Source organism: Actinoallomurus sp. CA-150999 (assembly GCF_050942425.1).
Classification (GTDB): domain Bacteria; phylum Actinomycetota; class Actinomycetes; order Streptosporangiales; family Streptosporangiaceae; genus Actinoallomurus.
Genome location: NZ_CP192063.1, coordinates 5,425,198 through 5,448,023, shown reverse-complemented (window position 1 = coordinate 5,448,023; position 22,826 = coordinate 5,425,198). Strand labels below are relative to the sequence as shown.

The 22,826-nt window shown below is 70.4% G+C and carries 17 protein-coding genes; 11 read left to right on the top strand and 6 right to left on the bottom strand.

Translation table 11 applies throughout. From position 1 onward, the window contains the following. Positions 1-106: 106 nt before the first annotated feature. From ACQP2O_RS25430 to ACQP2O_RS25410, 5 genes are all read left to right on the top strand, one after another. Positions 107-1,234 carry a hypothetical protein gene (locus ACQP2O_RS25430; protein WP_433190011.1) on the top strand — a complete coding sequence of 376 codons (1,128 nt, stop codon included), beginning with the start codon at positions 107-109 and terminating at the stop codon, positions 1,232-1,234. Further along, a complete protein-coding gene (locus tag ACQP2O_RS25425) occupies positions 1,227-2,552 on the top strand; it encodes a tetratricopeptide repeat protein (protein ID WP_433190008.1) in 1,326 nt (441 codons plus the stop codon). The genes ACQP2O_RS25430 and ACQP2O_RS25425 overlap by 8 nt, the downstream gene beginning before the upstream one ends. 61 nt (positions 2,553-2,613) lie before the next feature. After that, the gene (locus tag ACQP2O_RS25420; protein WP_433189747.1) at positions 2,614-3,516 is read left to right on the top strand and encodes an IS5 family transposase; all 903 of its coding nucleotides are present in this window, start codon (positions 2,614-2,616) and stop codon (positions 3,514-3,516) included. A gap of 61 nt (positions 3,517-3,577) precedes the next feature. Then, positions 3,578-5,218: a CHAT domain-containing protein gene (locus tag ACQP2O_RS25415; RefSeq protein ID WP_433190005.1), complete on the top strand. Its 1,641-nt coding sequence runs from the start codon at positions 3,578-3,580 to the stop codon at positions 5,216-5,218. Further along, the gene (locus ACQP2O_RS25410) at positions 5,215-5,742 is read left to right on the top strand and encodes a hypothetical protein (protein WP_433190002.1); all 528 of its coding nucleotides are present in this window, start codon (positions 5,215-5,217) and stop codon (positions 5,740-5,742) included. Before ACQP2O_RS25415 ends, ACQP2O_RS25410 begins: the two co-directional genes overlap by 4 nt. Before the next feature lie 358 nt (positions 5,743-6,100). Here the strand turns inward: ACQP2O_RS25410 and ACQP2O_RS25405 are convergent, their stop codons facing one another. After that, positions 6,101-7,720 (bottom strand): flavin-containing monooxygenase, encoded by a 1,620-nt coding sequence (locus ACQP2O_RS25405; RefSeq protein WP_433189999.1) that lies wholly within the window; start codon positions 7,718-7,720, stop codon positions 6,101-6,103. Between the two features lie 86 nt (positions 7,721-7,806). On the opposite strand from ACQP2O_RS25405, the gene ACQP2O_RS25400 reads away from it, so the two are divergent. Continuing rightward, positions 7,807-9,942, top strand: coding sequence for an acyl-CoA dehydrogenase family protein (locus ACQP2O_RS25400; protein WP_433189996.1), 2,136 nt, complete (start codon positions 7,807-7,809; stop codon positions 9,940-9,942). 12 nt (positions 9,943-9,954) lie between these two features. On the opposite strand, the gene ACQP2O_RS25395 is transcribed toward ACQP2O_RS25400, so the two are convergent. Continuing rightward, on the bottom strand, positions 9,955-11,601 hold the full coding sequence (locus tag ACQP2O_RS25395; RefSeq protein ID WP_433189993.1) for a GMC family oxidoreductase: 1,647 nt from the start codon (positions 11,599-11,601) through the stop codon (positions 9,955-9,957). A 98-nt stretch (positions 11,602-11,699) separates the two neighbouring features. Between ACQP2O_RS25395 and ACQP2O_RS25390 the strand changes: the two genes are divergently transcribed. Then, on the top strand, positions 11,700-11,894 hold the full coding sequence (locus ACQP2O_RS25390; protein WP_433189990.1) for a ferredoxin: 195 nt from the start codon (positions 11,700-11,702) through the stop codon (positions 11,892-11,894). Between the two features lie 81 nt (positions 11,895-11,975). Here ACQP2O_RS25390 and ACQP2O_RS25385 read toward each other — a convergent pair whose 3' ends face one another. From ACQP2O_RS25385 to ACQP2O_RS25375, 3 genes are all read right to left on the bottom strand, one after another. Continuing rightward, positions 11,976-12,737, bottom strand: a complete 762-nt coding sequence (locus ACQP2O_RS25385; RefSeq protein WP_433189987.1) for an ABC transporter ATP-binding protein — start codon at positions 12,735-12,737, stop codon at positions 11,976-11,978. Next, positions 12,734-15,520, bottom strand: a complete 2,787-nt coding sequence (locus ACQP2O_RS25380) for an ABC transporter permease subunit (protein WP_433189984.1) — start codon at positions 15,518-15,520, stop codon at positions 12,734-12,736. The genes ACQP2O_RS25385 and ACQP2O_RS25380 overlap by 4 nt, the downstream gene beginning before the upstream one ends. Before the next feature lie 106 nt (positions 15,521-15,626). Further along, entirely contained in the window at positions 15,627-16,901 is a 1,275-nt protein-coding gene (locus ACQP2O_RS25375; protein WP_433189981.1) for an ABC transporter substrate-binding protein, read from the bottom strand. 215 nt (positions 16,902-17,116) lie between these two features. Here ACQP2O_RS25375 and ACQP2O_RS25370 point away from each other — a divergent pair, with 215 nt between their 5' ends. The 4 genes from ACQP2O_RS25370 to ACQP2O_RS25355 are packed head-to-tail and all read left to right on the top strand — an operon-like array spanning position 17,117 to position 21,135. Next, positions 17,117-18,196 carry a zinc-binding dehydrogenase gene (locus tag ACQP2O_RS25370; protein WP_433189978.1) on the top strand — a complete coding sequence of 360 codons (1,080 nt, stop codon included), beginning with the start codon at positions 17,117-17,119 and terminating at the stop codon, positions 18,194-18,196. Then, the gene (locus ACQP2O_RS25365) at positions 18,189-19,049 is read left to right on the top strand and encodes an SDR family NAD(P)-dependent oxidoreductase (protein ID WP_433189975.1); all 861 of its coding nucleotides are present in this window, start codon (positions 18,189-18,191) and stop codon (positions 19,047-19,049) included. The genes ACQP2O_RS25370 and ACQP2O_RS25365 overlap by 8 nt, the downstream gene beginning before the upstream one ends. A 38-nt stretch (positions 19,050-19,087) precedes the next feature. Then, positions 19,088-20,314, top strand: coding sequence for a cytochrome P450 (locus tag ACQP2O_RS25360; RefSeq protein ID WP_433189972.1), 1,227 nt, complete (start codon positions 19,088-19,090; stop codon positions 20,312-20,314). Between the two features lie 8 nt (positions 20,315-20,322). Next, positions 20,323-21,135: an alpha/beta fold hydrolase gene (locus ACQP2O_RS25355; protein ID WP_433189969.1), complete on the top strand. Its 813-nt coding sequence runs from the start codon at positions 20,323-20,325 to the stop codon at positions 21,133-21,135. A gap of 116 nt (positions 21,136-21,251) precedes the next feature. Here ACQP2O_RS25355 and ACQP2O_RS25350 read toward each other — a convergent pair whose 3' ends face one another. Beyond that, positions 21,252-22,823: a class I adenylate-forming enzyme family protein gene (locus tag ACQP2O_RS25350; protein WP_433189966.1), complete on the bottom strand. Its 1,572-nt coding sequence runs from the start codon at positions 22,821-22,823 to the stop codon at positions 21,252-21,254. Positions 22,824-22,826: the final 3 nt, after the last annotated feature.

Sequence of the window (22,826 nt, the reverse complement as noted above, 5' to 3'; positions counted from 1 at the left end):
ATTCAGGCCAACGGCGGAGTACGGTGAGAAGGGTTCGCCGTGCCGGCGCGGGGCACGCGCGGAGCACCACGGGGGAGTTGCCGACATGCCGGTGTCATGGTTCTGGATGCTCGACGACACCCCTGGGGAAAGCGAGCTGGCGGAGGAGCTCCGTGCCCTGTCCCCAGGATCGGTCGCGCAGCGGCTCGCGGCCCTCGCCGGGCGGGCGGCCCAAGGCGACCCGGCACACCTCCGGAGGTATGCGCTGGCACTGTCCGTATGCGGCCGTCCGGAACAGGCGGCGCGGGCGTGGGAGCACCTGACGCGCCTGCGCCCGTACTCGCTTACGGTCTGGCTCAACCTGGCCACCGCCTGCCTCCTCTGCAACCGGCCCGACGGAGCGGCCGACGCGCTCCGGCGGGCTCGGGAGGCGCTCGCCCACGATCCGGCCCTGGTGGCTCAGGTGGACGCGAAGTCACGGGAGCTCCTGGAAGTCCGCGACCAGGCCGCGAGAATACTGCGGCTGAAGGAAATGCAGGTCGCCGCTCTCCGTGAACGCCTCGCCGTGAGCCGCGGCGAGCGCGGCGACAGGCTCCGGCTGGCCAAGCTGCTGGTTTTCCTGATGTTCTCCCCGGGCCAACGTGTCACCTTGGACGACACGCTCGCCGCCGCTCGCGCCGCACACGTCGAGGACCCGTCCGACCCGGCACCGCTGGAACTCCTCGTTGCCGTGCTCACCCAGGCGCAACTATTCGAGGAACGGGCGGAGGCACTGCGGAGGCTGGAAGCGGTTGCCCCGCACTCCAAGGTGCTGGAGGGCATCCGGATGGTGTCCCGCCCCGATCCGTCCTTCGAGGCGGAGGTCGCCGCGCACAGACGTCACTCCGTGGATCTGATCGGCAGGGCCATCGAGGGCGACCCGGAGGCCGAAGCGGAGATCCGTGACCGGCTCAGACAGAACCCGGACGCCCCGGAGTACCGGATCGGGTTGGTCATGGCGCTGAACTCGCGGGGAGAGCGGGCGGAAGCCCTGCGTACGGCCCAGGAACTCGCCGCGGATCGGGACGGCGACCACTACGTGCACTTCCACCTGACGCAGTTCCACTGGCACAGGCACGACTACGCCGAGGCGCGTAGGCACTGTGTGCGCGCCCTGCAGACCGCCGCGACCGAGCGGGACCGGGAAGACGTCCACAAGATGCTGCGGGGGATCGGAGCCGGCTCGCTGAGCGCCGAGGTCGGCGGCAATGGGTGAGCGTGCGCGAGCCGTGGCGGACCGGCTGCTGGCCGCGGAGACGCCTCAGCAGGTGGAAACGGCCCTGTTCGGCACGTACGTCGAGGATCCGTATGACATCGACGGGCTACTCACCGAACTCCGCAGCCGCCGCTTGCGGTTGGCGGAGTGCGGACGCTCCGCAGAGGCAGCGCTGGTGGAATTCCTGGCCAGTATGGTCGAGGAGCACCGCGCCATGCTGGAGAGGTTGGCAGAGGAGTACGAGCAGACCGAAGCCGGCCGCAGGCGCGGCAGCTGGCTACATGATATTCAACTGCCGGAGCATCTGACGCGGGCGGTGCTCGAACGCGGCGTCGCCGACCTGGTCGACCGAGGAGATCTGGACGAGGCGGTGCGGGCCGCACGCCGGGCCACCGAGGTCCCGTCCGTCGACCCGGTCGAGTTGTTTGCCATCACCAGCGTCAGGCTGGGGCTGGCGGAGCTGCTGCGCCAGGCAGGGCGCGCCCGGGATGCGCTCGACGTCCTGGAAGACGTGGAGTTTTCGCCGTCCTCCGTGGGCACGGACTCGGCGTACGTGGAAGTCGCCGCCGCGCGCCTGCACATCCTGCGTGGACTCCTCCTCGAGGACGTCGGCGACTACCGGCTCGGCCGGGTGGCCTACCGCAGGGCGCTCCACCACGCCGAACGCTCCGGTGCCGCTCCATGGAGCTTCCGGGCGTGGAGTTGCCTCGCGGCCTCCTACAGCAAGTCCGGCAGTTACCGGCAGGCGGTCACCGAATACCGCCGGATCGTGGCGTTCACCCGGTCGCTGCGCGACCCGCAGTGGTTCGTCGCGGCACTCAACAACCTGGGGACGGCACTGTGCGATGTCGGGGAGCGGGAAGCCGCGCGCTCCCACTACCTGCACGTACTCGGCATCTTCGAGAAACTGGAGGCGACCGGCACCAGCCAGTCCGCCGCCTGGTTCCGACTGGGCGACCTGGCCCGCGGCGAGGAGGACACGGCCGGGGCGCTCACCGCGTACACCAACGGATTCTGGAGCGCCATCGCCGCCGACGCGACCAGGCAAGGCGTCCTCGACACCCTGATGCGGCTACACAAGGTTCTCCCCGGGGACGACGAGCTCTTGGAGACGGCCACGCTCTTCTGCATGACTCTCATCGACGACGAGCAGGACGACTGGCTGCTCACCTGGTCCTTGGGGCGTGCCCTCGGTGGGTTGGTCCGGCGCCACGGGAGCCACGACGCAGCGACGGTGAAGCTGCGTGAACTCGCCCGTGATGCCGCCCCTAGGGCTTGTCTCGAAGTCCGGTGTGTGACGGTGTGTCGTGATCGCTAAGCAAAGAGGTCTCCGGTAGAGGGTTCATCGACCAAGAAGAACCTGAAATACCGGAGACCTCGTGACCACCCTAGCGGTGACGAGGCGGTTCGACCTGACCGATGAGCAGTGGGCGCGCTTGGAGCCGCTGCTTCCGGTGGCCAAGCGGCCAGGTCGGCCGTCGGAGTGGACGAAACGGCAGCTCATCGATGGGATTCGGTGGCGGGTGCGGGCAGGCGCGCCGTGGCGGGATGTGCCGGAGTGCTACGGCTCCTGGCAGGCGGTGTACTCGCTGTTCCGCCGCTGGCAACGGGCGGGGGTATGGGCGCGGGTCGTCACCGGCTTGCAGGCCCGGGCCGATGCGGCCGGGCTGATCACCTGGGAGGTGAGCGTGGACTCCACGATCGCCCGGGCCCATCAGCACGCCGCCGGGGCCCGCACCCGCCCGGATCAGCAGAAAGAACCTCCCGACACAGTCGGCGGCGAACCAGCCGATCACGGGCTGGGGCGTTCACGAGGCGGGCTGACCACCAAGATCCACCTGTCGTGCGAGCAGGGACAAAAAGTCATGTCCCTGCTCATCACCGCCGGCCAGCGGGGAGACTCACCCCAGTTCCAGCCCGTCCTGGAGGCGATCAGCGTGCCCAGGGTGGGTGCGGGTCGTCCTCGCAAACGCCCCGGCAAGGTCCGGGCCGACAAGGCCTACAGCTCACGCGCGAATCGTGCCTACCTGCGCCGACGGGGCATCTCGTGCACGATCCCGCTCAAGACCGACCAGATCCGGCACCGCAAGAACCGGGGCAGCCGCGGTGGCCGGCCACCCCGGTTCTGCGCGATCGACTACCGGCAGCGCCATGCCGTGGAGTGTGGAATCAACCGGCTTAAACGACACCGTGCGGTGGCCACGCGGTATGACAAGCTCGCCGTCCGCTACGAGGCCACACTCCACATCGCCGTCATCAACGACTGGCTGACCTGCCTTTGAGACAGGCCCTAGGGGCCGGCAGTGGCGGCTGACCGCTGCCGGAGAACTGGTCGACGGCCTGATGCTCTGGCATGAACAGGAAGGCCGACCTGGCATCCTGCAGGAGGCCTTTGACGTCCTCTGGCAGGCACGCGAGGGAATGGCCGCGGACTTCGACGACACAGCAGGCACGTCCGCCGACCACCACGCGGTGGTGAAGGACTATCGCGGCATCCATCTGCGGCTGGCGGATCTGCTTCTCGACCACGAGCAGGATCTGCGGCTGCCCGACTCCCGCACGTCCACCGAGCTCGCATTCGACCTGCACGAGGAAATCCGCGCAGGAGCCCTCCTCCGGCAGATGGCGCGGGCGCCCATGGCACCTCCCGACGGCGTCCCCGAGGACCTGCGGCGCGCGGAGGACGAGCTGCTGGCCGCGCTCGCCGACCCGTCCCCCACCGTCGAACAACACCGCGCTGCAGCGGCGCGGCTCGCCGAGGTCCACGACAGCATGTCCGCACACGCCCCGGACTACGCGCGGCTCCGTCGAGGCCGGCCTTATCGATTCGCGGACCTCCGCCGCCACCTGCAATCCCTGCCCGACGCCGGGCACATCGCCTTCGTGTCCTTCCACTGCGGCGCCAGGACGACCACCGTGTTCACCTACGTACCGGGCACTGACCGGCTGACCGTCTCACGGGTACCGGTGGGAGAGCAGCGGATCGCCGACCTGGCACGGCAGCTGCGGCACACCTTCGACGGCACGCCGGACGACTTCCCTCCCAGGGCACCGCTGCACCCACGGCGTCCCTGGCGCCGCGACATCTCCTTCCTGGCCGAGCTGACCCCGCTGCTGGCCGCCTTCCTGCCCCTGACTCGCGGCCGCGAGCTGCTGTACGTCTCCGGGGATGGCCCACTGCCCGGGCTGCCGCTGTCCGCGGTGCCTACCCCCGAGGGCCCGCCGCTCGCCGCCCGGCACGCCGTCGTGTATGTCAGCAGTGCGAGCGCGTTGCTGCACTCGGCCGCCCGCCATCAGGCGCAGCAGGGACACCGTACGCCGGAGGTCTTCTGCGCCGCGGTGGCGGCCCGTGAGGACCCGGTGCCCGAGCAGCTGGAGGGCGACGCCGAGCTGCTGAATGCCGCGGGCTGGCCGGTCACTGCGCTGACCGGGGAGGACGCGACCCGCCAAGCGGTCCTCCAACGGCTGGGCACGGCCGCCATCGCCCACATCACCTGCCACGGATACTTCGACACCCGGGAACCCCTCGACTCGGGACTGCTGCTGGCCCAGAACGGCCGCCGCCCGAGCAAAATGCCCGAGGGGCAGGCCCTGATCGCTCGGCTCGATCATCTGCTGACTGCCCGGGACCTCAGCCGCAGCGCCCTCCCCACCCGGCTGCTGACCCTGCGTGCCTGTGCGACCGGCCTGAGGGACGAACACGCCGCCGGAGACCTCGAGGGGTTGGTCCAGGCGCTGCTGTACGCCGGTGCAGACACCGTGGTCGCGTCGCTGTGGAACGTCGACGAGCACAGCTCGCGGCAGCTCCTGGTCGACTTCTACCGCGGCCTGCGGTCCGACCCCGACCAACCGCTGTGGCGGACCTTCTGGCATGCCCAGAAGAAGATGCTCGAAACTCCGGGCCGGCCCTGGGACGCCCACCCCTATCACTGGGCGGCCCTTGCTCTCTTCGGCGACGGTTCCGACAACTGGAGGCATCCATGACCACGTTCGCCGCCCGCACCATCGCCGACCTGTCCGGCCGCTCCGTCCTGCTGTCCCTGCAGGAAATCGCGGAGGACATCGGCACAACCGACACCACCCGTACTCCTCTGGACGCGGACGAGGCCGAGTCCCTGCTCTCGGCACTGCTGCGGGTTAGCGAGCAGCCGTCCGTCACCATCTCCGGGCTGCCGGAACAGCGGATGCTGACAGCCGCCCGTCGGCTGCTGACCCACATCGCCGAGGACCCCGACACCGCGGAGTCGGCGGGTGCCGTTCTGGCCGACCCGCCCGCGGACGAGCAAATGTCCGTGGAGACCGCCGCCACCGCGGCCGTCGTGCTAGGCGCGCTGGTCGCCTGGCTGCAGACCAAGGTGGACATCCGGATCATACGCAAGGAGGGCAAGTCGGAGTTTGAGTTCCGGCTGACCAAGACCGCCTCGTCCGCCCCGCTCCTCCGCGAACTGTCCGCCGTCATCGCCCGCCTTCTCGGCGGTGGCCCTCCTGGACCGCCGCCGCTGGGCTAGGGCCTAGCCGCTGCGGTCGCCTCGGGCTGAGCTGGCCCGGAAGCGAGCCAGTCGATCGCCCGGCCGAGGCGCCGACTCAGTACCGCCAGCGCGCTGGTTACGGCGGGAAGCGCTGGCGGGAGGTAGGGCGGGACCAAGGCTTCGGCGTAGTGTCGCCGTATCATCCGCCGCAAGCACAACGGATATCGTTGACCTGGGCCGATGCTCGGAGAGCCCTGTTGCCCGCAGACCGGCGAGTTCGCTGCTGTGGCCTGCTCGGCGGTCAGGCTGACGGCACGCCACCGTACTCTGAACCGTACGGAGCACCCTGTGCGTTTGCCCTAGGTCGTTCGGGATGTCTCCGCGTTCTGCCGTCTCCTCAGCCGGTCGCTTGGCGGTCCTGGCGGGGAGACATGACGAATCCCTCGTAGCCGTTGGCGACGACCTCGTCGCACTTCTTCCGGTAGACGCCCACCCCGCCCACGAACGGCATGAAGACCCGTGGTTTGCCCGGGATGTTGTCACCCAGGTACCAGGACTTGGCCCGTACGAACAGGGTCCCGGCGGCGGCGTCGTTCACGTGGGCGACCCAGGCGTCCTGGGCCTCGGCGACCGGCTCGACCGTCTCGACGCCGTGCTCTCTCATGTGGACCAGGCAGTCGCTGACCCAGTCCACGTGCTGCTCGATCGACACCACCATGTTGCTGATCACCGAGGGGCTGCCCGGCCCGGTGATGGTGAACAGGTTCGGGAAACCGGTGACCTGGATGCCCAGATAGGTGCGCGGTCCCGCCGCCCAGGCATCCCGCAGCGGCTTCCCGTCCCGGCCGCGGACGTCCATGCTCAGCAGCGGTCCGGTCATGGCGTCGTAGCCGGTGGCGAACACGATGGCGTCGAGTTCGTACTCCCGCCCACCGGTGGCGATCCCCCGTGGGGTGATCTTCTCGATGGGGGCGTCGCGGACGTCGACCAGCGTGACGTTGTCGCGGTTGTACGTCTCGAAGTAGTCGATGTCGACGCACAGCCGCTTGGCGCCGAACGGGTAGTCGGCCGGCGTCAGCTTCTCGGCGACCGCTGGGTCCTTGACGGTCTCCCGGATCTTCGAGCGGACGAACTCGGCGATGGTCTCGTTGGCCTGGGGGTTCGTCATCAGGTCGGTGTAGGCCATCTGCATCGCCGGCGCCCCGCCCTTCTGCCACCGCTGCTCGTACTCGCGCCGGCGGTCGGCGTCGGTGTCGTCGAGCGCCGACTTCGTCGGCAGGATGGCCGAGTGGCCGCCGCCGGACACCTTGGCCCGCTCCCGGTACTCGCGGTAGGTCGTCTTGCGGAAAGCCTGGTATTCCGCCGTGAGCAGGTGGTTGCGGGCCGGCACGCTGAAGTTCGGCGTGCGCTGGAAGACGAACAGGTGTGCGGCCTGCTTGGCGATCTGCGGGATCGCCTGGATGCCGGTCGATCCGGTGCCGATCACCCCGACGCGCAGGCCAGTGAAGTCGACGGGCTCGTGCGGCCAGTTGCCGGTGTGGAAGGCGCTGCCCTGGAACGACTCGAGTCCCGGGAAGTCCGGTATCTGCCACACCGACAGGCAGCCGGTGGCGGCGATGACGAATCGGGCCGAGATCTCCTGACCCTGGTCGGTGGTGACCGCCCATCGGGCGGTCCGGTCGTCGTACCTGGCGGACGTGACACGGGTGTTGAACCGGATCATGCGACGCAGCTCGAACCGGTCGGCCACATAGTTGAGGTAACGCAGGATCTCCGGCTGAGTCGGGAATCGCTCCGTCCACTCCCACTCCTGCTCGAGCTCCTCGGAGAACGAATAAGAGTAGTCCATGCTCTCGACGTCGCAGCGGGCTCCGGGATACCGATTCCAGAACCACGTGCCGCCGACGCCGCTGCCGGCCTCGAAGCCCTGCGCGGAGAATCCCAGTTCACGCAGGCGATACAGCTGGTACAACCCGGCAAATCCCGCGCCGATCACCACGGCGTCGACCTCGTCCACCCACGCCTCCCGCGACTCGCTACTTCCACCCTTAGACGATAAGAGTATACCTTATTCCCCAAAAGTGATCGGCGGAGGGACGTGGCATGCCTGGACTGTCGACGAGTGAGTTGCGGCACTTCTCCGACGCCGTCGACGGCGTCCTGTCATCGCTGTGGCCCCGGGCCTGCACCGCGGGAGAGGACCGGGACGGCGGCCTGCTGCGCGCCGTGTGGCAGGACGGCGCGCGGCACGGATGGACGGCGCTGGCCGACGATCGCGCGCTCGACGCCGTGGTGGCGGCGACGGCGCGCCTGGGCCGAGTGGCGTGCCCGCTGCCGTTGATGGACGTCTACGTCACCGCGACGCTGCTGTCCGATGACGGGGAACTCGTGCGCGCCATCACGGCGGGTGACGTCCGCCCCGTCGCCGCGACCGGCACCGCCGGCTCGTCGTCCGTACGGTTCGTCGAGGCCGCCTCGTGCGCCACCCACGTGCTCCTCGTACTGGACGGCGAGGTCGTCCTGCGCGAGATCGCGGCGGTGACCGAGACGCCCGGCCTGGCCCGCCCGCACTGGGCGGACGTGGAGCTGTCCGGCGCCATCACGTGGCGGGCGGCACCGGGGCGCGACGCCACGGAGCAGGCCAAGGCGCTGTTGCGCCTCGGGCTGGCGGCCCGCGCGGCCGGCGCGGCCGAGCGCACGGTGGAGTACTCGATCGCGCACGCCAAGGAGCGCGTCGCGTTCGGCAGGCCGATCGGCGCGTTCCAGGCCGTGTCGCATCGCGCCGTCGACGGGGCGACCGCCATGACGGCGTCGCGGGCGCTGATCCGCGAGGCCGTCGACGGCTACCTCGCCGACCGCCGCACCTGGCCGCTCGCCGCCGAGATCGCGGTACGGTTCGCGGCGCCGGCGGCGGTCGAGGCGCAGTTCGGCGCACACCACACGCTCGCCGCCTCGGGGTACTTCGAGGAGCACGACGCGCCGTGGCTGTTCCGCCGGGTCAACGCGGACGTCAGCGCGCTCGACGGCATCGCCCTGCGGGCCGGTGACGTGGCCGACATGCTGATCGACTCCACCGAGGGGCTGCCGGTGCCGGAGCTCGGCGAGCGGGCGGAGCGGTTCCGCGAGGAGGTTCGCCGCTTCGCCGAGCCGTTCCGTCCGGCCGCCGCCGTCGTGCACTTCGACGACCGCAACGATCAGAAGCTGCGTGAGGCCGCTGTCGAGGGCGGCTACCTGACCCTGTCGTGGCCCGCGAGCGCGGGCGGCCGGGAGGCGACCGTCGAGGAGCAGATGGTCCTGAGCGAGGAACTCGCGTACCAGCGCATCCACGTGATGGGCAAAGGGGCCGCGGACCTGCTCGGGAAGGCGATCATCCGGCATGGATCCCCAGAACAGCAGGCCCGTTACCTCCCGCTGCTCGCCTCCGGGAACTTCCCCTTCTACCTGGGCTACTCCGAGCCGGAGGTCGGATCCGACCTGGCCGGCCTGCGCACCACCGCGGTGCGCGACGGCGACGACTGGATCGTCAACGGCCGGAAGATGTGGGGCACCGGAGCACACCGGGCGGAGTGGGTGTGGCTGGCGACCCGCACCGACCCGCACGCCACACCCCCGCACGCCGGCATCACCGTGTTCCTCACGCGCGTCGACCGGCCCGGGTTCGAGGTGCGGCAGCACACGGCGCTGTCCGGTGAGATCTCCTGCTCCACCTTCTTCGACGACTTCCGCGTCCCCGACGCGGACCGGGTGGGTGAGGTCAACGGCGGCTGGAAGGTCATCGGCGAGGCGCTGGCACAAGAACGCGTCGCCATGGCGAACACCGCCTCTCACCTGCTGCGCCTGATGGACGACATGCTCGCCGAGATCAGGAAGGATCCCGAGGGGACGGTCGGCGCCGCCGGTTCGGCCAAGCGGCACCTGATCAGCGAACTCGCCGCCCGGCTGCAGGCGTCCCGGGTGCTCGTCAACGCGAGCGTGCGGGCCACCGCGAAGACCGGCGGCGGCGCACGCCTCGAAGCCCCGATGGCCAAGATCCTCGCGACTCAACTGCTGGAGGACTTCAGCGAGGCCGCGTTGCGCGTCTTCGGACCGGCCGCGGCGCTCGGGGAGAACGTGGCGGGCGTGCCGGGCCGGGGTGCGTTCGAGTACAACCTCCGGCTGTCGATCAAGCAGGTCGTCGGTGGCGGCACCATCGACATCCAGCGGAACCTGGTCGCCCGCGCCCTCGGCCTGCCGCGCTGACGCGGCCCGCGATCAGGTCTCGCTCGCGGTGGCCCGGATGAGGTCGGCGGCCCGCTCCCCGATCATGACCGTCGGCGCGTTGGTGTGGCCGGTGATGAGCGTCGGCATGACGGACGCGTCCACCACGCGCAGACCCTCGACACCGCGTACGCGCAGTTGCGGATCCACCACCGACATCTCGTCGAGCCCCATCTTGCACGTGCCGACCGGGTGCTCTCCGCGCCACGAGTAGCTCCGGAAGTACTCCGCCCAGTCGGCGTCAGACTGGATCTTGTCACCGGGCAGGTGCTCGCCGACGACGTACGGGCGGAGCGCGTCGCGCTGGAAGATGTCGCGCGTCCGCCGGCAGATGGCCGTGAGCGCGGCGATGTCGTCCTCCTCGGCGAGGAGCCGGTGCTCGATCTTCGGCTTGTCCTCCGGCCGGGCGGAGTGCAGGGTGACCCGGCCCCGGGCCTTGGGATGGCTGACCGACGGCAGCGCCATGCACGTCGAGATCTTCATCGGTTTGAGCTCGTTGACGTCGTGGCGGTATTCGACGCCCTCGCCGGCGTCGGTCCCCGGGACCGCTCCGCTCAGGCCCAGCGGCGCGAAGATGATCTCGTAGTCGGGTCGGCCGCGGTCCACCGGGAGCCGGCCGAAGGCGATCGAGTGGGCGGCCGCCACGGTGACCGCGCCGCGCCCGCGTACGACGAAGTCCAGACCGTGCCGCAGGAACCCCATCGGCGTGAGCTCCATGTTGAGCGTCGGGATGTTCACCGAGTACACCATCGTGGCGTAGATGTGCTCCTGCAGGTTGGCACCGACGCCGGGGCTGTCCACGCTCACGGTGATGCCGTGCTCGCCGAGCACATCCGCCGGCCCGATGCCCGACAGCATGAGCACCTTCGGCGAGGCGAGTGCGCCCGCGGCGAGGATCACCTCACGCCGCGCCCGTACCTGCCGGGTCTGCCCGCCCTTCCGGTACTCGACGCCCGTCGCCCGCCCGTCCTTCAGCAGGATCCGGGTCACGAGGGCGTGCGTCTCCACCGTCAGGTTCCGGCGCCTGCGGGCCGGCGCCAGGTACGCGCGGGCAGTGCTGTTGCGCCACCCGCGGCGCTGACTCAGCTGCCCGTACCCGACGCCGTCCTGCACGGTGTCGTTGTAGTCCGCGTTGAACGGCAGGCCGGCCTGCTGAGCGGCCGCGATGAAGGCATCGGTGATGGCGTGGTCGAACCGGGGATACGACACGTGCAGCGGCCCTCGCCGGCCCCGCAGCCGGCCCTGTCCGCCCCGGAAGTTCTCCGCGCGCATGAAGTACGGCAGCACCGAGGCGTGGTCCCAGCCCTCGCAGCCGAGCGAGGCCCACTCGTCGTAGTCGGCGCGGTTGCCTCGCGTCCACACCTGGCCGTTGATGGAGCTGGATCCGCCGACGACCTTGCCGCCGCCCCAGTGCTCGACGATGCCGCCCCGGCTGGGATCCGGCTCGGCGGTGTAGCGCCAGTTGTACTTCTCCGGGTCCAACATCGGGAAGCCCGCCGGTATCCGGATGAACGGGGTGCGGTCCTCGCCGCCGGCCTCGAGCAGGAGGACTCGGCTGCGGCCGTCCTCGGTGAGGCGGTTGGCCAGGACGCACCCGGCCGAGCCCGCTCCGATGACGATGTAGTCGGGGCGCTGGTTCATGGGTCAGACTCCCTCGCGCGACGATATTCGGTATACTAAATTGCTCTACTGGTCTTGTCCTGCCCTTCGGGCGCCGGCCGCCATCCGAAAGGGACGTCATGCGCATCCACCTCGACCGGAGCCGATGCTCCGGGCACGGTCGCTGCTTCAGCCTCGCGCCAGAGGTCTTCGACTACGACGACGAGGGATTCAGCGTGCTCAAGCATGAGACGATCACACCCGAGCTGGAGGCCGCCGCGCAGCTCGGCGCCGGCGGATGCCCCGAACAGGCGATCACGCTCGAGGACGACTGACGATCCATCGACCATGCCCCACGATGCCTGATAAGAGGATCCTCTTATCAGGCATCGTGGGACCATCTCGTCGTCGCCCGTTCAGGGAGAGCCCGGCGAGGTCGAAAGATCCGGCTCCGCATCGCTCACGTCCGGGCCGCCGAGGTAGAGTCGCTCGATCTCACCGGCCCGGCCGAGCAACTGCGACGACGGGAGCTCCAGAGCCATCTCCCCCTGGTTCATCACCACCGCCCGGTCGGCGACCATGGCGGCGTAGTGCAGGTGCTGCTCGACGACGATCACGGCGATGCCGTGCTCCTCCGCGAACCGCCTGATGCCCGAGAACAGGCGGTCGCAGATGACCGGAGCGAGCCCGAAGGACAACTCGTCGAGCAGCAAGACCCGCGGGCGCCGGCACATCGCCCGGGCGAGGCTGAGCATCTGCTGCTCGCCCCCGGACAGGTTTCCGGCCCGGACGTGCAGGCGCGCCTCGAGCTCGGGGAACACCGCCAGAGCCTCGGCCGCCTCCACCCGCCCCACCTTGAGGTTCTGCGCGGTGGTCAACGGCGCGAAGACACTTCGCCCTTCGAGCACGAGCCCGATGCTCTGGCGCATGCGGCGGTGCGGCGCGCCGCCGACGGCGACGCCGTCGACCACGACGGTGCCCGTGCAGCGCTTCAGGAACCCGCCGACCGCCATCAGCGTCGTCGTCTTGCCGGCCCCGTTCCGGCCGAGCATCGCGACGACCTCGCCCGGGTCGACGTGGAGGTTCAGCCCGGACACGACGGGTGCCGTGCCGTACCCGGCCGACAGGTCCCGAACATCGAGTCCCGTGGTGCGGATACCGGTCGCGTCGGTCGTCATCGGTCCACCTCGCCTTCGAGCGCCATCCGTTCCAGGTCGTCGTCACGCGGCGATTCCCCGGACCCCAGGTAGGCCCGCCGGACGATGTCCGACGCGAGCACCTCGTCCGGCGGACCGCTGGCGACCACCGCGCCGAAGTCCAGGACGACGACGCGGTCGCACAGCCCTGACACGACGTCGATGTTGTGCTCGATGAGCAGCACGCCGACGCGCAGCCGCTCGACGACGAGCCGGATCGCCCGGCTCATCGCGTCGCGCTCGGCCTGGTCCAGCCCTGCCGCGGGCTCGTCGAGGCAGAGCACCCGCGGGCCGGCCGCCAGCGCCCGCGCCACCGCGACGAGCTGCCGGGTGCCCTGGGGAAGGGTGCGGATCTCGGTGTCCAGCCACTCCTTCAGGCCGAGCAGGCTCGCGGCCTGCGCGGCGGCGCCGGAGAGGCGGTCGTTGCCTGGGCGCACCCATCCGCCGAAGTAGGCGCCGACGCCACGTGGGTCGTGCGCGGCCAGGAGGTTCTCCCTGACGGTCAGGTCGGAGAAGAGCTCCAGGTTCTGGAAGGTCCGGCCGAGCCCGGCCCGGGCCCGCCGCCGGATGTTCCACTCGGCGATGTCGGCGCCGCCGAGGTGGACCGAGCCCCCGGTCTTGTGGGCGAACCCGGTGATGGCGTCGATGAGGCTCGTCTTGCCGGCCCCGTTCGGCCCGATCACGCCGACGATCTCCCCCGCGCGCACCTCGAGCGACACCTGGTCGACCGCGCGCACCGCACCGTAGTGGAGGCTGAGCTCGTCGACCCGGAGGAGGCTGTCACCCGGACGGGCCGACGGCACCGCGACGGGCTCCGGCTCCGCCAGTTCGTCCTGCCGGTGCCGGGCCTTCCGGGCCGCGGCCCCGTGCCGCCGCACCCGTTCGCGGACCCAGCCCGCCTGACGGCGGAACAGCGGGATCATGCCGTCGGGGTTCTGGAGCATGATCTGCACGACGAGCAGTCCCGAGGCGATGGCGAGGATCAGGTCGACCTTCGACGACACGCCGTGGAAGAGGTAGGAGATCGGCCCGCCCGCGCTGATCACACCGGCGTAGATCGCCCCCGCGACGTACCCGACGCCGCTGACGATGGTGAACGCGAGGGCGAAGATCGACTTGAAGACGTCGAACTCGGCGAACGTCACGGTCCGGCTGCGGAACACCGCGAGCGAACCGGCCAGTCCCGCGATGGCCCCGCCCAGGGCGAAGGCCGCGACCTTGGCGCCGCCGACCGAGATGCCGAGCGCCGCGGCCCCGCGCTCGTTGGCGCGCACGGCGAGCAGCCGGCGGCCGGCCGCCGACCTGCGCAGGTTCGCGATGCCGAGACCCACCAGGAGGAGCGCGGCCAGGCACAGGATCGTGAACCGCGCCGGGTGCACGCCGGGGTCGAGGTTGAGGCCGAACAGCTTCGGCGTCGGGACCACGATCCCGCTGAAACCGTCGTTGCCGATGAAGACCGCCGAGATGAACACGGTGTTGGCGATGACGATGCTGAACACCAGCGTCGTGACGGTGAGGTCGATGCCGCGGACGCGGATGGCCGGCAGCCCGAGCAGCAGCCCGGCGAGGCCGCCGCCGAGCGTGCCCAGCACGATGGTCATGGGGTAGCCCAGGCCCCACGACGCCACCGCGTGCGCCCCCACCATCGCGCCGATGCCCATGAAGGCGTACGTCGCGAGGCTGATCTGGCCGGCGTAGCCGGTGACGATGACGATCGCGAGGCTGACCAGGGCGGCGATCGCGGCGTTCGCCACGGAGATCGACCAGCCGTTGCCGAACCCCAAGGCGGCGAAGACGGCCACGCCCATCCAGATCGCGGTCGGGACGGGCTGGAGGCGCCCCGAGCCCACCTGCGGCAGGCGGCTCTCGGCGAACCCACGGCCCGGCACGGCCGTCCCGCCCGCGATGAGCGCGATGAGGATGACGGCGAACGGGGTCATGAGACGAACCCAGTCGGGGACGTTGTAGTAGATCATCACCGACTCGGCGATGCCCATGGCGAGCGCCACCGCGACGGTGAGGAAGTAGTTGCGGAACTTGGCCACGAGGCTCGCGGCCAGGGCGTAGTTGATGAGCAGTGTCAGCTGGGTCGGCGAGAGCCCGATGGCGGGGACCACCAGGATGCCGGCGGAGGCGGCCAGCGCCCCGCCCAGCGTCCAGGTGATGATGCCCGCGGGGTGGGGTGAGATGCCGAGCGTGGCCGCCGCCACCGGCTGGACCTGCAGCGCGGTCGCGGAGAGGCCGAGACGGGTGTAGCGGAACAGCAGCGTCAGCCCGATCGCGAGCACGATCACGACGACCAGCACGGTCGCCGAGTCGTACCGGAACGGGGCGCCGAACAGCCGGAAGCTCCCGCGCCCCAGGAACCGCGGGATGACGGTGGTCTCCGACGAGTAGAACAGCAGCGCGACGTTCTGGACGATCAGCAGCATGCCGAGCGTCGCGATGACCCGCGCCAGCTCCGACGCGTTGCGCAGCGGGTACATGACCAGCAGGTAGGCGAGCAGGCCGATCACTGCGCCGGCGCCGATCCCGACCGCCATGGCGGCGCCGACCGGCCACCGCGCCAGTGAGAACAGGCCGTGCGTCGCGGCGCCGTTCTCGTAGAACTCCCAGAAGGCGTACGTCCCGGCCATGCCGATCGCGCCGTGGGCGAAGTTGAGCACGCCGGAGCCGCGGTAGATCGTCACGACGCCGATCGCGGTCAGCGCGTAGGCCCCGCCGGCGGTGAGCCCGACGATGATGAAGGTCCACAACTGGGTCACCTGAGCACGCTCCCTCGTGTTCGCACGCCGCGGTCTCCGCCGCCCGGGGGCCGGGCCGGTCCCCGTGACGGCACGTGCTCGGCGGCGACGTGGCCGTTGTGCTTCGTCATGGCGTGCAGCAGGACACTGCCGAGACGCCGGGGAAGCTGGAGCTCCAGGTGGTCGAGTCCGACACCAGCCCCTTGCCGCCGTCGATTTTCTCCGGGGTTCCGTAGATCTGCACGATCCGCGGGCTGGCGGGGACCGGACCGGGTTTGGTCCAGTCGAGCGGCGGCGCGACACCGGTCGCGATCGGGTGTGTCTTGATGTAGTCCTGCAGATCGGCCGTCTTGAGGGACTTCGCCCCGTTCATCACGGCGGCCAGGGACACGATGCCCTGGTAGATGTTGAAGGCGTTGTCGCTGGTGGTGTCCATGGTGGCCGGAGCGCCCACGGCCTTGCTGTACCGCTGGACGTTGTCGAGCATCTCCTGCCGTCCCTTGAACCTGGCGGGGTCCACCGCCCAGCTGCCCGCCACCCGGAGGGGGATGTTGTTCTTCTTCGCCACGTCGATCGACTTGCTGCCGATCGACGTGCTGGGCGCGAGCGCGGTGACGTTGGCGCCAGCGTCCGCCAGCGCCTGCAGGACGGGAGCGGCCCCGGCGTCGCTGATCGCGACGACGACGGCGTCGGCGCCGTCGGCCAGGACCTTGGACGCGTACGGCTGGAACGCCGTGGTGCCGGGCGGCCAGAAGATGTTCTTGAAGTCGGTGACGCCCTTGGCGGCGAGCGAGGCCTGGGCGAAGCCGCAGAGCTTAGGAGAGACGTTCCCGGTCGCGCTGAGGCAGCGGACCTTCTTGAACTCACCCTGCTTGACCAGCAGGCCGACGTTCTGGTGCGCGTAGATGCCGAGGCCCGCCGGGTACGACAGCGGGCTCGTTCCGTCGTCGGGCCAGATCGGCACGTTGAACCAGTTGAGGATGTCCGCCTTCTTGATCGCCGGCCAGGCGATGTTGCCCTGCAGGCCGACGGACTCGACGAGCGCCTGCACCTTGTCCTGGTTGATCAGCTGGTTGACGCAGGTCGCCGCCACGTTGGGGTCGCCCTTGTCGTCACAGTGCACCCACTTGAACGGGCGGCCCTTGATGCCGCCCTTGGCGTTGACGACGTCGACGGCGATCTGGGCCATGTACTGCAGATCGGGGAACGACGCGAGCGCCGCGTTCACCGGGTACATGGACCCGATGACCACCGGGTCGCCACTGAGCGTCGGGGCGGCCGCCGGTGCGACCGTGGAGTTCGCCGAGGGCGACGTGTCGCCGCCGCTTTTCCCGCATGCCGCTGCTGCGAGCAGGACACAGGCGAGGCCCGCCATCCAGCTCAGCCGCCTTCGAGGCTTCATGTTCTCCCTCTCAGCGCCGTGATCTTTAGAATGTGTTATTGAGCACACTCTTTTAGGTGAGCGCAATATACGTGTCCGCCCACAGTGCGTCAATGACCAGACTCCATGCCCTGGTGGCTCGGGAGATCGAGAACGGCCACGAGACTTTGATGGATAGATAAGTATCCTCAACCGGTGCCGCCGACGTAGGCTTGGCGGCCAGAAGGGAGCAGCCGATGCGAGCAGCAGTCATGGAAGCGCGGGAGCGTCCGCTCGTCGTGCGGGAGATCCGGACGGCCGACCCCGGCCCGCACGAGGTGGTGACGCGCCTGACGGCGAGCGGGGTCTGCCACACCGACCTGTCGGTGCTGAACGGCGGTCTGCACGCACCCGTCCCGGCGGTGCTCGGGCACGAGGGAACCGGCGTGGTCGAGCGGGTCGGTTCGGCCGTGCGCCGGATACGCCCCGGCGACCGCGTGATCACCTCCGCCGCGGGCGCCTGCGGAGCGTGCTTCTACTGTGTCCGGGGCGAGCCACAGACCTGCGAGCAGATCTCCACGCTGGTGGCCACCCCAAGGTTCGTCGACGGCACCGGTGCCCCGCTTCAGGGGTACGCCGGGCTGGGAACGTTCGCCGAGATGATGACCGTGCACGAGTCATCGGTGATCCCGGTACGCACCGACCTGCCCGCCGAGCAGCTCGCGCTCGTCGGCTGCGGGGTCGTGACCGGCGTGGGTGCCGTCTTCAACACCGCGCGCGTCGAGCCCGGGATGATCGTCGCCGTGATCGGATGCGGCGGTGTGGGCCAGTCGGCGATCCAGGCGGCCGTGCTGTCGGGCGCGGCCCGCGTCGTGGCCATCGACCCGGTCGAGCGCAAGCGCGAGTCCGCCGTGCGGTTCGGCGCGTCGGTCGCGCTCGCGCCCGGCGACGGTCTGGCGGCCGAGGTCGCGGACCTCACCGAGGGCCGGGGAGTCGACGTCGCCATCGAGGCGGTCGGCTCCGCCGTGACGATCACGACGGCGTGGGAGATCACCCGCCGCGGCGGCACGATCGTCGTCGTGGGAGCCGCCGATCCGGCCCAGGTCGTGTCCCTCGGCGCCGCCGACCTCGTCCTCAGCCGGAAGACCATCAAGGGCTCCATCTTCGCGGGCGGCGACGCGCAGAAGCTGATCCCGCTGATCGTCAAGCTGGCGGAGGCGGGCCGTTTCGACCTGGGGTCGCTGGTGTCCAAGACAATCCGTCTCGAGGACGTCGGCGCGGCGTTCGAGGACATGACACACGGCCGCGTCACCCGTTCGGTGATCACGTATGACTGACCTCGCCGGCCGGATCGCCGTCATCACCGGCGCCGCGGACGGAATCGGCAAGGCCCTCGCCGGCGCCTTCGCGACCGCAGGCGCCCGGCTCGTCCTGGCGGACGTCGACGGGCCACGGGTCGAGGCGGTGGGCCGCGAGCTGTCCGCGTCGGGCGCCGAGGTGATGACGGCGAGCACGGACGTCTCGGACCGGGAGCAGGTGCTCGAGCTGCGGCACGCCGCGCTGGCCAGGTTCGGCACCGTCCACGTGCTGTGCAACAACGCCGGCGTGATGGGGCCTGCCGGCGACCCCCTGTGGGAGCTGCCGATCGACGAATGGCAGCGCGTGATGGCGGTCAATCTCTGGGGTGTCCTGCACGGCATCCAGGCGTTCCTCCCGGTGATCCTGGCGGCCGGTGAGGCGGGCCACGTCGTCAACACCGCGTCGATGCAGGGGGTCACGTCCGGCACGCTCATCCCCGAGTACACCGTGAGCAAGCACGCGGTCGTCGCGCTGTCGGAGTCGCTGCGGGCTCAGCTCACCGCGCGGGGCGCGCCGGTCGGCGTCACGGTCCTGTGCCCCGGCGCGGTGAGCACGGAACTCGCGTCGCGTGAACACGACCGGCTCGCCCAGGTCGGAGACGGCAGGCCGTGGGCCGTCGCCCCCGGAGCCGGAGGCCGGCAGGCGCGCTGGGGGCCGGGGCTGACTCCGGAGGAGGTGGCGGCGGCGGCCGTGGCCGCCGTGGAGCGGGACCGGTTCTACGTGTTCACCAACCCCGGATCGAGGGCCCGGGTGGAGGCCCGGCTCGGGCCCATCCTCGACGCGCTCGACGAAGGGCCGGCCTCTGGTGCTCCCCACCAGAAGAGGCTATAAAGAGTGCACTGAATATCTCCAAGCACTGGGAGAAGCGGATGAGCGCCGCACCCGAGGAGCACACGGGAGTCGCCGACGCCGAGCAACTCGCCCGAGGTTTCCACCTCTACAACGCGGAGCTGCAGGACGACCCGTATCCGCAGGTCGACCGCTTGCGGGTGGGATGCCCGGTCGCGCGCAGCGAGGTCATGGGCGGCTTCTGGGTGATCACGCGTTACCAGGACTGCCGCTTCGTGCTGCAGAACCCCGACCTGTTCTCCTCACACCAGAACGTAATTCCGCATATTCAAAAGACCGAGCTCGGGCCGGACATCCCCACCCAGATCGATCCTCCGGACCACGGCAAGTACCGGCGGATCCTGAACCCGCTGCTGTCGCCGCGTGTCGTCGCCGCGCTCCGGCCGCGCATGCACGCCCTGGTCGGCGAGCTGATCGACGGCATCGTCGACGCCGGACGATGCGACTTCCTCGCCGACTTCGCCGTGCCGTACCCATCGCTGATCTTCGTCCCGTTGATGGGGCTGCCCGAATCCGAGCTCGGCACCTTCCTGGACTGGAAGAACAAGATCCTGCACACCTACGACCCGGCCGAGAAGAAGAAGGTCTTCGCCACGGTCAACGCCGAACTGCAGGCGTACTTCACCGAGGTGTTCAACGAGCGCCGGCGCCGCGCCGACCCCGGCGACGACCTGATCGGCAACCTCGTCAAGGCGCGCTTCGACGACGCGCGGCCCCTGACGCTCAAGGAGTTCGTCGGCATCGCCTGCCTGCTCTGGTCGGCGGGCCTGGACACGGTGACCGCGCAGCTGTCACTGGCGATCCACCACCTCGCCACGCATCCGGACCTGCGGGACCAGCTCGCCGCGGATCCCTCCCTCGTGCCGCATGCGATCGAGGAGCTGATGCGCTTCGACGGCCTGGTCAACGACTGCCGGAAGGCGACCACGGACCTCGAGCTCGGCGGGAAGGCGATCAAGGCCGGGGACATGCTGATGGTCATGTACGGCGCGGCCGGGCGTGACCCGGAACAGTTCCCCGATCCGTACCGCATCGACTTCTCCCGGCATCCCAACCCGCACTTCGGGTTCGGGGGCGGCATCCACCGGTGTGCGGGTTCGCACCTGGCCCGGACGGAGATGCGCGTGGCAATGGAGGAGATCCACCGGCGGATGCCGCGCTACACGCTGGACCCCGCCAAGCCGGTGGAGCGGCACTTCGGCTACGTCCGGGGGCTCGACAGCCTGCACCTGCTCGTCGGCGGCTGAGCCCGGCCATGCCCTACGTTCAGGTTGACGGCGGACGCCGGATCTTCTACGCCGAAGAGGGATCGGGGCCCGATGCCGTTCTCATGATCCATGGCTGGGGCTGCGATGGGTCGGACTGGGCATGGCTGATGGCCGACCTGTCCCGCGATCACCGGTGCGTCGCGATCGACAACCGTGGACACGGCCGTTCCGCGGGGGTGCCCGGTGCCTACGCCCCGCGTGCGTTCGCCGCGGACGCGCTCGAGGTCATCGACCGGCTGGGCCTGGTACGGCCCGTCATCATCGGGCATTCACTGGGAACGCTCATCGGTTCGGTGCTCGCGGTGGAACACCCCGAGGTGATGCGCGCGCTGGTCCTGGTCGATCCCGTCTACCACGGGGAGGATGCCAGGCTCGCCGCCGTGGTCGATGCCCTCCGGCGCGCGCCGCACGAGGTCGCCGCGGAGCTCTACGGAGACTTCTTCTACAGCGAGCGGACCCCGTCCTGGATCCCGATCTGGCATCGCCGCCGACTGCTCGGCACGGACGAAGGCGCCGTCCTGGGCACGATCGTCGGTCTGCAGGACGGCACCGACGGGCTCGGACGCAGAGTCGTGGCCGAGCGATATCTGCCGCGCCGCGGCGTCCCGACCCTGGCGTTCTACGGTGGCGACAAACCAGCCGAAGTCGCCCTCGAACGCCGGCTACAGCGCGGGCCCCTCGACGCGATCGAGTTCTGGCCCGAGCACGGCCACTTCCTGCATCAGGAAGCACCGGAACGGTTCGCCACCGCCGTACGGCGCTGGCTTGAGACGCTGCCCGATTCCGGCCGCCCGACCTGATGCCGCCCGGTTCCAGCCGCGCCTGACCCGATGCACTCCGGTCGCAGCCGGGCCTGACCCGATCCCGTCCGTACGGCGAAGCCCCCGGGGAGTCCGCGCGGGGGCTCCGCCGACGTTCAGCGCCGTTCCGGCAGCCGGACGCAGGTCCGGGGATCGTGGTCGGCGCGCAGCCGCTTCTTGTCGACCTTGGCGCCGTTGGTCGGCAGGGCGTCCTCGAACTGGTACCACCGGGGCCGTTTGTACGCCGCGAGCCGCTCAAGGCACCAGGCGTCGAGCGACTCGACGTCGGCCTCGGCATTGGACGCGGGCACGACGACCGCCTTGACGCCTTCGCCCCAACGCGCGTCGGGTACGCCGATCACCGCGCAGTCGCGGACCGCCGGATGCCGCCGCAGTACCTGTTCCACCTCGATGCTGTAGACGTTCTCGCCGCCGGTCTTCACCATGTCCTTGAGCCGGTCGAGCATGTAGAGGTAGCCGTCCTCGTCCATCCGCATCACGTCGCCGGTGTGCAGCCAGCCGCCGCGGAGGGTCTCGGCCGTCGCCTCCGGCAGGCCCCAGTACTCCGACATCACGCTCCCGCCGCGGAGGACGAGCTCGCCCGCCTCCCCCGGCTCGAGCGGGCGGTCATCGGGGTCGACGACCGCGGCGCGGAAGCCGATCAGCGGCCGGCCCACGGTGCCGGGGCGGGCGATCTCATCGGCGCGGGTCGTGCAGGTGGCGAAGTTACCGGCCTCGGTGGATCCGTAGATGCCGACGTAGCCGGCGTGCGGCACCAGCTCGGCCATCTCCCGGTGCTCCGCCGGTGTGTGCTTGCCGGCCTGGCCGGTGAGCACGCGCAGGGTTCCGGCGTGCGTGGCGCTCATCGGATGCCGGGCCGCGTTGACGACGGCGCCGCCCACGAAGGTCCCGATCGTGACGCCGTGGCGGGCGACCAGCTCCCATGACTCGTCGAGGGAACGGCTGGACCCGAAGACCAGCCGCCCGCCCGCGGAGAGCACGGACATCGCCGTCCCCAGGCCCGCGACGTGGAAGAACGGCCCCGCGCCGATGTGTACGTCCGCGTCGGTCAGGCGGAGCGCGGTCACGAGGTTCGTCGCCGACGCCACCCAGGCGCGCTGCGAGATCACGCACCCCTTCGACCGCCCTGTCGTGCCGGACGTGTAGAGCTGGACGAAGGGGCCGTCGGGGTCGGGGCGTACGGTCCCGGCCGGTGCCGGCTCGATTGCGCGGAACCGGTCGCGGTAGTCGGCGTCCAGCGTGACGGCGGGCAGGTCGAAGGCGCCCGCATCGGCCGCCAGCCGGTGGTGGGCGGGGTCGACGATGACGAGCCGCGCGGCCGAGTCCTCCAGCTGGTAGCGGATCGACGCGGCGTCGAGCCGGGTGTTGAGGAGCACGACGACGGCACCGCACATCGAGGCGCCGTACAGCACGCCGAGGTACTCCGGCCCGTTGAGAGCGAGGATCGCGATGCGTTCGCCGCTCCGCAGGCCCGACTCGTGCAGCAGCCGGTGCCAGCGGCGCGCGTCGTCGGCGAGCCGACCGTACGACATCGTCCAGCCGTCACCGGTGAGCGCCACCCGCTCGGTCAGCGCACGCGAGGCGCCGGCGGCGACGAGGTCGGCGACGAGCAGCCCGGCACACGAGGCCTCCTTCGTCGGCGGAGTGACCGGGCGCACTGTGCTCATGAT

Coding starts and splice junctions, on each gene's coding strand:
- ACQP2O_RS25425 (WP_433190008.1), top strand. CDS start 1,227: ATGGGTGAGCGTGCGCGAGCCGTGGCGGACCGGCTGCTGGCCGCGGAG.
- ACQP2O_RS25355 (WP_433189969.1), top strand. CDS start 20,323: ATGCCCTACGTTCAGGTTGACGGCGGACGCCGGATCTTCTACGCCGAA.
- ACQP2O_RS25395 (WP_433189993.1), bottom strand. CDS start 11,601: ATGAACCAGCGCCCCGACTACATCGTCATCGGAGCGGGCTCGGCCGGG.
- ACQP2O_RS25430 (WP_433190011.1), top strand. CDS start 107: ATGCTCGACGACACCCCTGGGGAAAGCGAGCTGGCGGAGGAGCTCCGT.
- ACQP2O_RS25415 (WP_433190005.1), top strand. CDS start 3,578: ATGCTCTGGCATGAACAGGAAGGCCGACCTGGCATCCTGCAGGAGGCC.
- ACQP2O_RS25400 (WP_433189996.1), top strand. CDS start 7,807: ATGCCTGGACTGTCGACGAGTGAGTTGCGGCACTTCTCCGACGCCGTC.
- ACQP2O_RS25390 (WP_433189990.1), top strand. CDS start 11,700: ATGCGCATCCACCTCGACCGGAGCCGATGCTCCGGGCACGGTCGCTGC.
- ACQP2O_RS25410 (WP_433190002.1), top strand. CDS start 5,215: ATGACCACGTTCGCCGCCCGCACCATCGCCGACCTGTCCGGCCGCTCC.
- ACQP2O_RS25360 (WP_433189972.1), top strand. CDS start 19,088: ATGAGCGCCGCACCCGAGGAGCACACGGGAGTCGCCGACGCCGAGCAA.
- ACQP2O_RS25350 (WP_433189966.1), bottom strand. CDS start 22,823: ATGAGCACAGTGCGCCCGGTCACTCCGCCGACGAAGGAGGCCTCGTGT.
- ACQP2O_RS25370 (WP_433189978.1), top strand. CDS start 17,117: ATGCGAGCAGCAGTCATGGAAGCGCGGGAGCGTCCGCTCGTCGTGCGG.
- ACQP2O_RS25365 (WP_433189975.1), top strand. CDS start 18,189: ATGACTGACCTCGCCGGCCGGATCGCCGTCATCACCGGCGCCGCGGAC.
- ACQP2O_RS25385 (WP_433189987.1), bottom strand. CDS start 12,737: ATGACGACCGACGCGACCGGTATCCGCACCACGGGACTCGATGTTCGG.
- ACQP2O_RS25375 (WP_433189981.1), bottom strand. CDS start 16,901: ATGAAGCCTCGAAGGCGGCTGAGCTGGATGGCGGGCCTCGCCTGTGTC.